Annotated in this window: 12 protein-coding genes; 8 read left to right on the top strand and 4 right to left on the bottom strand. The window is 63.2% G+C overall.

The genetic code is table 11. The annotated features are described in order from the left end of the window. Nucleotides 1–550 precede the first annotated feature (550 nt). Nucleotides 551–2386, bottom strand: coding sequence for an ATP-dependent zinc metalloprotease FtsH (gene ftsH, locus ABD906_RS01185; RefSeq protein ID WP_345097757.1), 1836 nt, complete (start codon nucleotides 2384–2386; stop codon nucleotides 551–553). Between the two features lie 592 nt (nucleotides 2387–2978). On the opposite strand from ftsH, the gene msuE reads away from it, so the two are divergent. Further along, nucleotides 2979–3539, top strand: a complete 561-nt coding sequence (gene msuE, locus ABD906_RS01180; protein WP_345097756.1) for an FMN reductase — start codon at nucleotides 2979–2981, stop codon at nucleotides 3537–3539. A 59-nt stretch (nucleotides 3540–3598) separates the two neighbouring features. Here the strand turns inward: msuE and ABD906_RS01175 are convergent, their stop codons facing one another. Next, nucleotides 3599–4753 (bottom strand): CaiB/BaiF CoA transferase family protein, encoded by a 1155-nt coding sequence (locus ABD906_RS01175; protein ID WP_345097755.1) that lies wholly within the window; start codon nucleotides 4751–4753, stop codon nucleotides 3599–3601. Between the two features lie 240 nt (nucleotides 4754–4993). Beyond that, on the bottom strand, nucleotides 4994–5635 hold the full coding sequence (locus ABD906_RS01170) for a TetR/AcrR family transcriptional regulator (RefSeq protein ID WP_345097871.1): 642 nt from the start codon (nucleotides 5633–5635) through the stop codon (nucleotides 4994–4996). Nucleotides 5636–5839: 204 nt separating this feature from the next. On the opposite strand from ABD906_RS01170, the gene ABD906_RS01165 reads away from it, so the two are divergent. From ABD906_RS01165 to ABD906_RS01140, 6 genes are all read left to right on the top strand, one after another. Beyond that, on the top strand, nucleotides 5840–6712 hold the full coding sequence (locus ABD906_RS01165) for a shikimate dehydrogenase (protein ID WP_345097754.1): 873 nt from the start codon (nucleotides 5840–5842) through the stop codon (nucleotides 6710–6712). Further along, entirely contained in the window at nucleotides 6709–8598 is a 1890-nt protein-coding gene (locus ABD906_RS01160; RefSeq protein WP_345097753.1) for a bifunctional sugar phosphate isomerase/epimerase/4-hydroxyphenylpyruvate dioxygenase family protein, read from the top strand. Before ABD906_RS01165 ends, ABD906_RS01160 begins: the two co-directional genes overlap by 4 nt. Nucleotides 8599–8707: 109 nt before the next feature. Continuing rightward, a complete protein-coding gene (locus tag ABD906_RS01155) occupies nucleotides 8708–9691 on the top strand; it encodes a sialic acid TRAP transporter substrate-binding protein SiaP (RefSeq protein WP_345097752.1) in 984 nt (327 codons plus the stop codon). Between the two features lie 77 nt (nucleotides 9692–9768). Continuing rightward, complete coding sequence (locus ABD906_RS01150; protein ID WP_345097751.1) at nucleotides 9769–10287, top strand: TRAP transporter small permease; 519 nt, start codon at nucleotides 9769–9771, stop codon at nucleotides 10285–10287. Then, nucleotides 10284–11585, top strand: coding sequence for a TRAP transporter large permease (locus tag ABD906_RS01145; protein ID WP_345097750.1), 1302 nt, complete (start codon nucleotides 10284–10286; stop codon nucleotides 11583–11585). Before ABD906_RS01150 ends, ABD906_RS01145 begins: the two co-directional genes overlap by 4 nt. Nucleotides 11586–11598: 13 nt before the next feature. After that, complete coding sequence (locus ABD906_RS01140) at nucleotides 11599–12039, top strand: type II 3-dehydroquinate dehydratase (protein ID WP_345097748.1); 441 nt, start codon at nucleotides 11599–11601, stop codon at nucleotides 12037–12039. A 109-nt stretch (nucleotides 12040–12148) separates the two neighbouring features. On the opposite strand, the gene ABD906_RS01135 is transcribed toward ABD906_RS01140, so the two are convergent. Further along, a complete protein-coding gene (locus ABD906_RS01135) occupies nucleotides 12149–14239 on the bottom strand; it encodes a copper-transporting P-type ATPase (protein ID WP_378187868.1) in 2091 nt (696 codons plus the stop codon). Nucleotides 14240–14305: 66 nt separating this feature from the next. Here ABD906_RS01135 and ABD906_RS01130 point away from each other — a divergent pair, with 66 nt between their 5' ends. Then, nucleotides 14306–14632: a hypothetical protein gene (locus ABD906_RS01130; protein ID WP_345097891.1), complete on the top strand. Its 327-nt coding sequence runs from the start codon at nucleotides 14306–14308 to the stop codon at nucleotides 14630–14632. Nucleotides 14633–14673 lie beyond the last annotated feature (41 nt).

Genomic DNA, 14673 nt, shown 5'->3' with positions numbered 1-14673 from the left:
GGAGAACCTGCAGCACATCTGGCGGCTGACAGACAATCATCGTCACGCTCCGGGCGGATGTCTGGATCTGCGGGACGTTGCGGGGCGGAGCGGCTCTTCAGGTGCCTGCGAATGGACCGAAGGCGCCTGCCCGCGGGCCAACGCGCGGGGACGGCCCCGTCGTCCCGCCCTGGCTATTCCTCCCCAACTCCCTTTCCGGGGTTACGCTCGGATGCGCTGGTTTGCTGGACGCTCCTCTTCAGCGAAGAATGGAACATCGTATCGCTCTCCCAAGGGCAAACTACGTCAATTGAAGTCTCGCCACCTTGGTGAGCCCGGATCTCCCCCCACGACTCACCAGGAGCCACGTGTGGAAATTCAGCTAGTTACCGACCGTGGCCGTTTCAAGAGACCAGAAGCCAAATCCCCCGGGAGAGCGCCGGGCGGGCCGACGCAACGGAAGAAGGCAGGAATGGCGGCCCGCCCATTCCCACCTGATCGTATGGAGCGGACGAGGGCCGCGCGGTGAGACGGGGCACGTCCCACCGCGATCTGATCACCGGCAGGCCGCTCAGGCTGACGTCCTGGCGGCTGCGGCAGCTTCGCCGGCAAGCTCGCGTATCTCGTCGGCACCAAGCGTTTCCTTTTCCAGAAGCTTGCGGGCGGTACGCTCCAATGCGTCCCGACGCTCGGTAAGAAGATTCACCACCCGGTCGAATGTCTGGTCGACGATCCTGCGGACCTCCTCATCCACGGCGGAGGCGGTTTCATCCGAGTAGCTGCGCTCCTGCGGGCCGTAGTACATCTGATCCCCCGCGAGGAAGGAATAGCGCTCCTTTTCCAGCGCCACATGGCCGAGCTTGTCCGACATGCCGTAGCGCGTGACCATTGCACGGGCAATGTCTGTCACCTTCGCCAGATCGTCCGCCGCCCCGGTGGACAAATGCCCGAAGACGATCTTCTCCGCCGCGCGGCCGCCGAGCAGCACGGCCATTTTGTTGAGAAGCTCCTCGCGGGTCATCAGGAAGCGATCTTCGGTCGGGCGCTGGATGGTATAGCCGAGCGCGCCAATCCCGCGCGGGATGATAGACACCTTGTGGACCACGTCGGTGCCGGGCAGCGCCATCGCCACCAGCGCGTGGCCCATCTCGTGATAGGCGACGATCTCGCGCTCCTTCGGGTTGAGCAGGCGGTTGCGCTTTTCCAGGCCCGCCACGATGCGCTCGATCGCATTGGTGAAATCCTCCATCGCCACCGCATCAGCCCTGCGGCGGGTGGCAAGCAGGGTCGCTTCGTTAACAAGATTGGCGATGTCCGCGCCGGTGAAACCGGGCGTGAGCGCCGCGATCTGCTCGGGGCTCACATCCGGAGCGAGCTTCTTCACCTTCTTCAAATGTACGCCGAGGATCTGGATGCGACCTGTCTTGTCCGGACGATCGACGAGGATCTGGCGATCGAAGCGGCCTGCGCGCAAGAGCGCCGGATCGAGAATCTCGGGCCGGTTGGTCGCCGCCAGCAGCACCACGCCGGTAGACGGATCGAAACCGTCCAGCTCCGCGAGCAGTTGGTTCAGTGTCTGCTCCTTCTCGTCGTGGCCGCCGGTGATCGGACCGATACCGCGGGCGCGGCCGACCGCGTCGAGCTCGTCAATGAAAATGATCGCCGGTGCCTTGGCGCGGGCCTGCTCGAACAGGTCGCGCACGCGGGCCGCCCCCACGCCGACGAACAGTTCCACGAACTCCGAGCCGGAAATGGAGAAGAACGGCACGCCCGCCTCCCCCGCGACAGCCCTCGCCAGCAGCGTCTTGCCCGTGCCGGGCGGGCCGACCAGCAGGATGCCCTTGGGCATGCGCGCACCGAGCCGGCTGTAGTCCTGCGGGTTCTTGAGGAACTCGACGATCTCCTTCAGCTCTTCCTTTGCCTCGTCGACGCCGGCGACATCGGCAAAGGTTACACCCGTGTCGGACTGGACATAGACCCGGGCCTTGGATTTCCCGATCTGCATCAGGCCGCCGCCAACGCCGCCGCCGATGCGCCGCAGCATGAACATCCAGATGCCAACGAAAAGCACGACCGGCACGACCCAGGAAAGCAGATCGCGCAGGAACGTGCTTTCGATCTGGCCCGTCACCACCACGCCATGCGCCTGAAGCTCCTTGGCAAGGTCAGGTTCGACACGCGTGGTGATGAACATCGGCTTGCCATCGACGGGCTCCTTGAACGTGCCCTGAATGTACTGGTCGGAAACGGCGACCTCGGCGATACGGCCTTCCTGGAGATAGGTCTCGAACTGGCTGTACGGGATCTGCGCCACCTGCGTGGCAGTCGTGTAGACGTACTGGAACGCCAGAAAAATGAAAAAGGCGATCAGCCAGTACCAGAGGTTGAATTGTGTCTTCGGGTTCATGTTCAAGGCGCTTCCGGTGTTTACGCGTTCGCGGCGCGCGCGGGAACGCCCGCAGCGCTTCGGCCGCGGCACTATGGGGCGCTACTTCATCCCGGGCTTTGTGCCAGGTCAAGAGAACCACCGTTAGGCGCGCGGTTTCCAGGCACCCACGGCGGCACAGGCCGGCGAAACCTGTCACGGCCTACCCGTCCTGGTGCCCTCGTCACCCAGGCACCCGAAACTGTTGCTTGAGCGCGGGTTTGTGGCTCCGGCTGGTGCGGGGTGAATGAGATTCCTGTTTCGGCCCCGAATTGATATTCAGAAAACCATCTCTCCATCCACTTTTTGCCGGCAAGTATTGTGCAAGCATCGCAATATTGGAGACGGCAGAGATCATGAAGACTGACTTTACGCCCCGTCTGAATGTCGTTCCTGTTCCCATGAACCGCCGTGGGACAATTCCGGCGGGCTGAGTCTCTCTCTCTCTCGCTACCCATCATCTTGCCGGAAGGATTGGCAGGTCGGGAACGAAACCTCCTCCCCGTTCCATGGCTGATCAGCTTCGGCCGAATTCTTCCGGCAGCTCCCTCCACACGCCACAGACGGGTCCATCATGACATCAGCAAGCATCATCGGGTTTTCGGGCAATATTTCCTCGCCGTCGAAGACATATGCCTTTGTCAGGCAGGTCGCGCACCAGATCGGACGTGAGTACGGCCGCTCCGTCGCCACCTACGACCTGGCTAGCCTGGGGCCCTCCTTCCGCACCGCAAACAGCGTGGCCGATCTCGATGACCACGCGAGAAGCATCGTTGAAAGCATCGAAAACGCCGATCTGCTGGTTGTCGGCAGCCCGACCTACAAGGGCAGCTATACGGGGCTCTTCAAGCACTTCTTCGACCTGCTGCATCCTGCAGCCCTGAAGGGCAAGCCCGTCCTTCTGACCGCCACCGGCGGCGGCGACAAACATGCGCTGATGGTGGAGCACCAGCTGCGGCCGCTGTTCGGTTTCTTCGAAGCCTATACGCTGCCGACGGCCATCTATGCGAATGACCGCGATTTCGCCGATGGCGCTGTCGTTTCGGACCTCGTCAGCGCGCGCATTGCGCAGGCTATCGCGCAGGCCGGTCCGTTTCTTTCAGCGATCCAGGCCGCAGGTGTAGCCGCCGAGTAACCGCCGGCGGCGCATTCCCTCCGCCCCCGGCGCACGCCGCTCGCGCGTCGCGAGGCAAATTACCTTTTCCCCTGACTGGTGAACTCCCATTGTCCGACGCCCAGCAGGGGCGAAGCCTTGTCGAGCGCGAGCTCGCTGCCGGAGAAGCTGATCGGCGTGCGGAGCCCCGGAATCCCTTCGGGTTCAATGACCATGCCGCGCGCCAGCACCTGCGGCTCTGAAAGAGCCTCCGCCACGCTGTTGATCGGCCCGGCCGGCACGCCTGCCTTTTCCAGCGCACCGATCAGTGTCGCACAGTCCATGGTCCGGGTGCGCTCGGACAGCAGCGGGGTCAGGCTTTCGCGATTGGCGACCCGCGCCGGGTTCGTGGCATAGCGCTCATCCCTGGCGAGCTCTTCCACGCCGAGCACGCCGCACAGCGCTGCGAACTGCCGGTCGTTGCCGCAGGCAATGATCATATGACCGTCGCTCGTCGGGAAAACCTGGTACGGCACGATGTTCGGATGCGCGTTGCCGAGGCGGCGCGGAACCATCCCGCCGAGCAGCCAGTTGGTCGCCTGGTTGGCGAGCACCGCAACGCCACAGTCGAGCAGCGATACGTCCACATGCTGGCCGCGCCCGGTCTTGTCGCGGGCGGCAAGGGCGGAAAGCACGCCGATGGTTCCGTAGAGGCCGGTAAAGATGTCGATCCAGGCCACGCCGACCTTCTGCGGCTCCCCCGCGGGATCGCCGGTCAGATCCATGATCCCGCACATGCCCTGGATCAGAAAGTCGTAGCCCGGCTGTGTCGCCCTGGGGCCGGTCTGCCCAAAGCCCGTGACCGAAACATAGACGAGGCGGGGATTGTCCTTTGCCAGGCTCTCGTAGTCGAGCCCGTATTTCCGGAGGCCCCCGACCTTGAAGTTTTCGATGACCACATCCGCCTCGGCGATAAGCCTTTTCAGCCGGGCCAGGTCACCGGGATCGTTGAAATCGCACACCACCGAGGACTTCCCCCGGTTGGCCGAATGGAAATAGGCCGCGACCTTCTCCACGCTGCCGTCCGGCCTTGGCCGCTCGATGAACGGGGGTCCCCACCGTCGGGTGTCGTCGCCTTCCGGGGCTTCAACCTTGATAACCTCGGCACCGAGATCTGCCAGCGTCTGGCCGATCCAGGGGCCTGCCAGAATGCGCGCCAGCTCGACAACCCGGATCCCTTCAAGCGGTGTGTTCATGTGTTTGCCTGCAATTCTGTCAGCGCGGTCCGAAGTGTAAACACGTCATTCATGTCGTGACGGCTCTGGATTTCCGGGTTCCGCGCGTCCCCTGCCACGTGAATAGCCGATTTGGTTTCGTTTTCCACCATGCTTTTGGCGGATGCGGCAAACGGTTGCGACCGCCTGCCAAGGCTCTCCATGAGATTCGTCGCGCGGAAACCAAGCTTTCGCCCCGACGGTGCACAGCCAGACCAGCGATCAGCCGGCACTGGTCAGATAGGCGATCACCGCGTCCGAAATCATCTGCCGGTGCCGATTGTAGGTCTCCGGCTCCGACAGGTCGCGGTGGAAGATCGTGCCGAAGGTGTAGCGGTTCGAGACCCGGAAGAAGCAGAAGGCGCTGATCATCATGTGGAGGTCGATGGCGTCGACGTCGCGGCGGAATACCCCTTCCCTGCGACCGCGCTCCAGAATGTCCTCCAGCGTCTTGATGATGGAGATGTTGAGCTTGCCGATCTCCGTGGAGCGCTTCATGTGCATCGCGTGGTGAATGTTCTCGATGCTGACGAGGCGCACGAAGTCCGGGTTCTGTTCATCGTGATCGAAGGTGCTGGCAATCAGCGTGCGCAGGGCCTCCACCGGCCCCATGCCCTCGAGCTTCAGATCCGCTTCCAGGGTGCGGATCTTGCGGTAGGCCTTCTCCAGAACCGCGAGGTACAGCCCCTCCTTGCTGCCGAAGTAGTAATAGATCATCCGCTTGGACGTGCGGGTCTTTTCCGCGATCGCATCGACCCGTCCGCCAGAAAGCCCGAAGGCCGCGAATTCCTCCGTGGCCACCCTCAGGATGTCCTCCCTGGTGCCTTCCGGATCGTTCTTCCGGGGTTCCCGCTCGCGTGCCATGTCCACGCCCATAACCCTCCCGTTGGCGGCCTCCTCCGGCCGCCGCAGCTCAGCGCCTAGGTCATATTGAGCTTCGTGCCATCTTTCAATGCTCGGCTCAATTGACACGAACTAGTTCGTACATTAATCCTAAAGTCAAGGAGCTAATGGGAGGAGGGCCGACGCCGGAGTGGAACCAGCCACTTCCGGAGCGGTGGCGGATGGATGCACAGCTTTCGTGCCGGCCTGATAGGAAAGGGAATCCAGGCATCTTTGACCCCGGCGATGCACATCGCCGAGGGGCGGGTGCACGGGCTGGATTACAGCTATGAATTGTTGGACCTGGATCGGCTTGACGACACGGACCTCGCACACATCATTGCCGACGCGGAGAGCCGTGGCTTCGGCGGGCTGAACGTCACCCATCCCTGCAAGCAGGACGTCATCCGGCATCTGGACAGTCTTTCACCGGAAGCCGAAGCCCTTCATGCCGTAAATACAATCGTGCTTCGGGACGGAAAACGACATGGCCACAACACCGACTGGTGGGGATTCGCGGAGAGCTTCCGCCGTGGTCTGCCGGATGCCGACCTGAGTTCCGTCGTTCAGTTGGGGGCGGGGGGCGCGGGCGCCGGAACAGCGTATGCAATTCTACGATCCGGCGCCCGCGGGCTTACGGTCTTCGACCGGGACGAAACCCGAGCAGAGAGCCTTGCCGATACGATGGGGCGATACTTTCCCGATGCCGTCGTGCGGGCAGGCAAGGATCTGGAACAGGCCATGGCGCAAGCCTCGGGCCTCATCCACGCAACGCCCATGGGCATGGCCAAGTATCCGGGGCTGCCCCTGCCCGAGGAGTTCCTGCGCCCATCGCACTGGGTTGCGGAAATCGTCTATTTTCCGCTCAACACCGCCCTGCTCATCGCTGCTCACCGGCGTGGTTGCCGGACGCTGAACGGCGGCGGCATGGCCGTGTTCCAGGCGGTGAAGGCGTTCGAGCTTTTCACCGGCATCAAGCCGGACGCGGACCGCATGCTTTGTCACTTCGCAGAACTGACAAAGGCCGACTCGCTTCAGGCGGAAAGGGCTGCGTCATGAAGACATCCATCGCGACCGTTTCGATCAGCGGTGAACTGCCCCAGAAACTGGAGGCCATCGCCAAGGCCGGCTTCGATGGTGTCGAGATTTTCGAGACCGACTTCCTCGCCTACGATCGCAGTCCGCGCGAAGTGGGGCAGATGGTGCGCGACCACGGGCTCGAAATCACCCTGTTCCAGCCGTTCCGCGACTTCGAGGGTATGCCCGAGCCGCACCGCAGCCGGACCTTCGACCGCGCCGAACGGAAGTTCGACGTGATGCAGGAGCTGGGGACGGACCTCGTGCTCGTCTGCTCGAACGTGTCGCCCATCTCGCTCGGCGGGATCGACCGGGCGGCAGCGGATTTCCACGAGCTTGGCGAACGGGCGGCGAAGCGCGGGCTGCGGGTCGGCTATGAGGCCCTGGCCTGGGGCCGTCACATCAACGATCACCGCGACGCCTGGGAGGTCGTGCGCAGGGCCAATCACCCGAACGTCGGACTGATCCTCGACAGTTTCCATTCGCTGGCGCGCAAGATCGACATCAACTCGATCCGCTCGATCCCCAGGGACAAGATCTTCATCGTCCAGCTTGCGGATGCGCCGCTGATCGACATGGACCTGCTCTACTGGAGCCGGCATTTCCGCAGCATGCCCGGCGAAGGCGACCTGCCGGTCGCCGATTTCGTGGCCGCAGTCGCGGAGACCGGTTACGACGGCTACTTCTCGCTGGAGATCTTCAACGACCAGTTCCGCGGCGGTTCGGCGAAGGCGATCGCCGCAGACGGCTACCGCTCACTCGTTTACCTCGGCGACCAGGTGCGGCGCCGTCCCGGCGCCTCGTCCCTTTCGGTGCCCGCCATGCCCGACCGGGCAAAGGTGAAGGGCGTGACCTTCATCGAATTCGCCGTGAGCGATGCCGATGCCGGCCAGCTGGTGGCCATGCTGAAGACGCTGGGCTTCCGCAGGACGCGGGTCCACCGCTCGAAGAAGGTCAGCGTCTACGAACAGAGCGAGATCCGCATTCTCGTGAACACCGAACCGGTGGGCTTCGCAAGCTCCGCCTACGCGGTGCACGGGCCGTCTGCCTATGCGATGGCGCTTGAGGTGGAGGACGCCGCGGAGGCCCACGCCCGCGCGCTGGCGCTGGGCGCCGAGCCCTTCAGCCAGCCGGTCGGCCCCGGAGAGCTCAGGATCCCCGCCATCCGTGGCGTGGGCGGCGGTATTCTCTACCTCATCGACAGGAAAACCGAGCTTGGCCGTCTGTGGGACATTGATTTCAAGCCGGCCGAGCCTGAAGAAGAAGTCGTCGACGCGCATCTCGTCACTGTCGACCATGTGGCGCAGACGGTGGCCTATGAGGAGATGCTGACCTGGATACTCTTCTACACGTCGATCTTCGAGACCCGAAAGTCACCGATGGTGGACATCATCGACCCGGCCGGCGTGGTGCGCAGCCAGGTGATCGAGAATGCCGAGGGAACGCTGCGGATCACCATGAACGGCGCGGAGAACCGCCGGACGCTGGCGGGCCATTTCATCGCGGAGAAGTTCGGCTCGGGCATTCAGCACATCGCCTTCAACACGGACGACATCTTCGCCACGGCGGCCGCATTGCGGGCAAACGGCTTCCGGCCGCTGCCGATTTCGCCGAACTACTACGGCGACGTGGAGGCCCGGTTCGGGCTTGACCCGGAGCTCACGGAGCGGCTGCGCGCGGAAAACATCCTGTATGACCGCGACGACGATGGCGAATACTTCCAGCTCTACAGCGGGACGTTCGCCGAAGGATTCTTCTTCGAGATCGTCCAGCGGACCGGCTACCGGGGGTACGGCGCGGCAAACGCAATCTTCCGGATTGCCTCGTTGAAGAAGCAGATCAGGCCGGAGGGCTTGCCGGCTGTCTGACCGTCAGCCGAGCCGCCATGCCGGCGGTTCGGGCAAGGCAGAGGGAAAGAAACGAAGTGGGAGGAACCATCCGCGCCGCGGATGGCAGATCAACAGGAGGAGAACCGACATGTTCAAGCTAACCCGCCGAACGATTCTCGGCGCGACCATGATGGCGGCAGCCACGCTCGCCGCCCCGGCCCTTGCACAGGACAAGCCGGTGCTGAAGTTCTCGGCCGTTTTCTCCGAGCAGGACATCCGCGCCGAGATGATGAAGAAACTGGCCGACGGCATCGCAGATGACTTCAAGCTGGAGACCTATCTCGGCGGCAACCTGTTCAAGCAGGGCACTGAGCTCGTCGCCATCCAGCGCGGCAACCTGCAGATGGGCAACATCGCGCCGCAGGACATTTCCAAGCAGATCCCGGAATGGTCGGTACTGACGTCGGCCTACCTGTTCCGTGACGCCGCCCATGTGACGACCTTCTTCAAGAGCGAGGTGGGTGAAGAGTTCAAGAAGAAGGCTGAAGACCAGCTGGGCATCAAGATCCTTGGCCCGACCTATTTCGGCGCCCGTCAGGTTGGCCTGAAACCCAACAAGAAGATCAACACTCCCGCCGACATGGCCGGCATCAAGCTGCGCATGCCCGGCGGTGACGCCTGGCAGTTCCTGGGCGAGGCTCTCGGCGCGAACCCGGTTCCCGTTGCATATGCAGAGGTCTATACCGCGCTGCAGACCGGCGCCATCGATGGCCAGGACAACCCGCTGCCGAACGTCAAGAACATGAAGTTCTACGAGGTCATGTCGCAGATCGTGCTGACCTCGCACCTCATCGGCTATGACCTGCTCGTCATCTCCAAGGACGCTTGGGACAAGATGACCCCCGAGCAGCAGGAGAAGTTCCAGAAGGTCGCCGACGAGGCGATGAAGTGGAGCGAAGACCAGCACGTCGCGCAGGAACAGAGCCTGATCGAGGAATTCAAGAACTACGGCCTCGAGATCTACGAGCCGGATCAGGACGCCTTCCGCAAGTTCGCGCAGGAAAAGTACCTCAGCTCCGACCTGGCCAAGTCCTGGCCCGAGGGCATTCTCGACAAGATCGCGGCAATGTAATTCTTCACATTGCTGACGGTTTCGCAGACAGGGCGCGCCGGTGACGCGGCGCGCTCCCGCAGGGGAGGAATGACGGAATGTATGAAAGACTGGCAGCCGCCGGCCACTGGCTCAGACGGCGGGCGGAGAACATTCTGTGCGCGATGCTGTTCGCGATGTTCGTCGTGTTCGTTCTCCAGATCATATTCCGCTACCTCCTCAACCTTTCGATCGGCTGGACGCACGAGATCAGCGTCTCCCTGTGGATCTGGATCGTGCTGTTCGGCTCGGCTTTCGTGATCCGGGAATCGGAAGAGATCCGGTTCGATCTCATTTGGGGTAGCACCAGCGACAAGGGACGCCGCATCATGCAGATCATCTGCTCGATTGCTCTGGTCGTCCTCTTCGGCATCTCGCTGCCCGGCATCTATGACTACGTCAACTTCATGAAGGTGGAGAAAACGGCCTATCTGAAGATCCGTTTCGACTATCTCTATTCCATCTACGTCGTCTTCACGGTCGCGATGATCGTCCGCTACATCTGGCTCGGCATCCAGGCCATCCGCGGCAAGGCACCAGAAGCCTACGATCCCACCAAGGCGAGTTCCGGCGTATGAGCATTGCAAGTCCCTTTTCCCTTTCCGTCGTCGCCATCACCATCCTTGCCCTGCTGGGCATGCCGATCGGCCTTTCCATGATCGCCGGATCGGCGCTCTACCTGTTCCTGGTCGGCGCGGACATGGGCATCGTCGCCGAGCAGTTCCTGAACGGCATGTACTCGAACTACGTCATCCTGGCGGTGCCGCTGTTCATCCTGGCCGCCGAGTTCATGAACGTGGGTTCGATGACCGAGCGCCTGCTCGATTTCTGCAATGTCCTGGTGGGCCGCTTCCGGGGCGGGCTGGCGCAGATCAACATTGTACAGAGCATCATCTTCGCCGGCATGTCGGGCTCAGCCATCGCCGATGCCGCGGGTAGCGGACGCATGATGCAGAAAATGATGACGCGCGACGGCCGTTACACGCCGAGCTACGCTGCAGCACTGACTGCCGTCACCTCGGTTGTCGGCCCGATCATCCCGCCGTCCATCCCGATGATCCTCTACGCGCTCATGTCGGATGCGTCGATCGGCTATCTCTTCATCGCAGGCACGGTGCCTGGACTGCTGATGTCGGCCCTGCAGATGTTGCAAGTGGCGATCGATGCGCGCCGCGGAAATTTCCCGGTCGAGGATCCGGTGCCGATGCGCGAGATCCCGCGCATCACCATCCGCGCCTTCCCGGCGCTGATGATGCCGGTGGTGCTGCTCGGCTGCATCTACACGGGTATCACAACCCCGACCGAGGCCGCCGCGATCGCCGCCGCCTATGCGCTCGTGATTTCCGTGGTGATCTATCGCAGCATCAGCGTCAAGGATTTCTACGCCTCGCTCTACACAAGTGCGAAGTCGTCCGCTTCGATCGGAATGCTGATCGCCGGCGCGCTGGTCTTCAACTACGTGGTGACGATCGAGAACATTCCGGATGCCATCCGGGTGCTCCTCACCGACATGGAGCTTACACCCACCGGTTTCCTCATCCTCGTCAACGTGATCCTGCTGCTGCTCGGCTGCGTGCTGGAAGGCACGGCGATCCTGCTCATCATCGTGCCGGTGTTCATCCCGACGGCGCAGGCGCTCGGCATCGACCTCGTGCACTTCGGCGTGGTTGTCGTGGTGAACATCATGCTCGGGTTGGTCACCCCGCCCTACGGTCTGCTCCTGTTCATCATGACCAACATCGCCGGCTGCCCGGTGCGCGACATCATCCGCGATGCGCTGCCGTTCATTGTCTGGATGGTCATCTGCCTGATCATCATCACCTTCGTGCCGGAGACGGTCCTGTGGCTGCCCCGGCTGTTCGGATACCAGGGTTAGGGAAGGAGACCCCATGCGCCCCATCTATATTCTCAACGGACCGAACCTGAACCGCCTCGGCAAGCGGGAGCCGGAGATCTACGGCACCACGACGCTTGCCGAGATCGAGCAATGGTGCCGCGAGGCGGCGGGTGAGCGTCCGGTCGTGTTCCGCCAGACGAACAGCGAGGAACGGCTGATCGAGTGGGTTCACGAGGCGATCGACGAGGCCGACGGCATCATCATCAATCCGGCGGCCTTCACCTTCACGTCGCTGGCGCTGCTCGACGCGCTCAAGATGTTCAAGGGACCGATCATCGAGTTCCACATCAGCAACGTCCATCGCCGCGAGTCGATCTACCACAAGTCGTATGTCTCGATGACGGCAACGACTATGATGGCGGGACTGGGCGCGGAAGGGTATCCTATTGCCGTGAAGGCGCTAGAGTCGCTCATCGCCCGCGGCGCGCGGTGACGCGATCTGCAAGGCGGACGACCAGGTTTCAGGCAGTGCGGGATGTCCGGGGATTCCTGAGCTGCACGCCAAGCGGGGCGGCTTGTCCGCCCCGCTTTGGTCTTGCGCACTACAGCTCCTGCCGTCGCAACCGCAGCGAATTGGCGATCACGCTGACGGACGACAGCGACATGGCCGCCGCTGCGATGACCGGCGACAGCAGAAGCGCCATCACCGGATAGAGAATGCCCGCCGCGATCGGCACGCCTGCCGCATTGTAGATGAAGGCGAAAAACAGGTTCTGCCGGATGTTGCGCATGGTGGCCCGGCTGATCTGGCGCGCGCGGACAAGGCCCTGCAGGTCGCCGCGGATGAGCGTCACGCCGGCGCTATGGATCGCGACATCGGTGCCCGTGCCCATCGCAACGCCGACATCCGCTGCCGCAAGCGCAGGCGCGTCGTTCACGCCATCGCCAGCCATTGCGACGACACGGCCCTCGCCGCGCAGCTGCGACACGATACGGCTCTTTTCCTCCGGCAATACATCTGCCACCACCTCGGTGATACCAAGGCGGCGGGCGACGGCATGCGCAGTGGTCTCGTTGTCGCCCGTCAGCATGACGATTCTCACGCCATCCGCCACAAGCGCCTTCACAGCGTCGGGCGTCGTCGGCTTGATCGGATCGGAGATACCGAAGAGACCGGCCGCGCAACCGTCCATGGCGGCGAAGATGACCGTGGCTCCTTCCTGCCGCAGCTCCTCCGCCTTTCCGGCAAGGCCCGCCACATCCACACCCGCTTCTTCCATGATACGCTGGCCGCCGATGACGAGCTGCCTGCCTTCAACAGTTCCTGTGACGCCCTTGCCCACCGGGCTGTCGAAGGAGGAGGCCTCACTCAGGGAGATCCCCCGTTCGTTCGCGGCCTCGACGATGGCATGCGCCAGCGGGTGCTCGCTCGATCGCTCCAGAGAGGCTGCGAGCCGCAGCAGGTCGCCTTCATCCACACCGTCGGCCGCGACGATGGCCGTCACTTTCGGCCGGCCTTCGGTGAGTGTTCCGGTCTTGTCGACAACAATCGTGTCGATCTTCTCGAAACGTTCCAGCGCCTCGGCGTCGCGTATCAGTACGCCCATGCTGGCCGCCCGGCCGACGCCGACCATGACCGACATGGGCGTGGCGAGCCCCAGCGCGCAGGGACAGGCTATGATGAGGACGGCGACAGCGGCCACGAGAGCGTAGCTGAAACGGGGCTCAGGGCCGAAGATCATCCAGGCGGCGAAGGCGATGACGGCCACCGCAATCACTGCCGGCACGAACCAGCCGGAGACCTGATCGGCCAAGCGCTGGATCGGCGCGCGGGAGCGCTGTGCCTCGGCGACCATCTGGACAATCCGGGCGAGCATCGTGTCCCGCCCGACCTTGCGCGCTTCCATTACGAAGGCGCCGGTCTGGTTGATGGTGCCGCCGATGAGTTCCGCGCCCATTTCCTTGGTGACGGGCATTGCTTCGCCTGTGATCATGGACTCGTCCACCGAGCTGCGGCCCTCCAGCAGAACGCCGTCGACCGGCACCTTTTCGCCGGGCCGCACGCGCAAGCGGTCGCCAACTTCGATAAGCTCCAGCGGCACTTCCTCCTCCGCTCCGTCGGGACCAACGCGCCGCGCGGTCTTCGGCGCCAGGTCGAGCAACGCGCGGATGGCCCCGCCCGTCTGCTCGCGGGCTCGGAGCTCCAGCACCTGCCCCAGCAGGACAAGGACGGTGATCACGGCAGAGGCCTCGAAATAGACAGCCACGGACCCGTCATGCGACCGGAACGCTTCCGGAAACAGGCCGGGCGCCAAGGTTGCCACGATGCTGTAGAGCCAGGCCACGCCGGTACCCATCGCGATCAGCGTGAACATGTTGAGATGGCGCGTGACGATAGACTTCCACCCGCGTTCGAAGAACGGCCACCCGGCCCAGAGCACGACGGGCGTCGCAAGCACCAGCTGGATCCAGTTCGACGTCTGCTGGCGGATCACCCCATGGAGGTCCACCAGATGCCCGCCCATCTCCAGCACAAAGACCGGGATGGTGAGCAGAAGCCCGATCCAGAACCGCCGGGTCATGTCCACGAGTTCGGGATTGGGACCGGTGTCCAGCGACACCACCTCCGGTTCCAACGCCATGCCGCAGATCGGGCAGCTACCCGGACCGATCTGCCGGATCTCGGGATGCATCGGGCAGGTATAGACGGTTCCAGGACCCAGGTCTGCGCGCGGAGCAACAGTTTTCCGGTGCCCCCCATGGTGATGATGGTGGCCGTGCTGATCGTGCCCGTGGCAGCAACCATGAGACTTCTGGGCAGTCTCATTGGATTGGCAGCAGTGATGCGTCTGCGCTTTCTCTTGCGGTTTCTCGTGAGGCCCGCAGCAATGATGCTTGCCACCGTGGCCGGAGTGGTTTTCTGTCATCGTTTCTCCACCTGCCTCTTGGGGCGGTTCCTGGAAAATGGAATCCATCTGGCATCCGGAACCGCGGAAACCGTTGGGGCTGCTACCGGACAAGCTCGCAGCCCCAGGGAGGCCGCCGCAGGGGCGAACCTTTGGCAGCCTGATCCGATCAAAGGCTGATAATCTCCCAATAGCACACTATTTGCTCGACACCGATGTTC

The organism is Chelativorans composti (assembly GCF_039541695.1).
Classification (GTDB): Bacteria; Pseudomonadota; Alphaproteobacteria; order Rhizobiales; family Rhizobiaceae; genus Chelativorans; species Chelativorans composti.
This window is presented reverse-complemented; position numbering and strand designations above follow the sequence as displayed.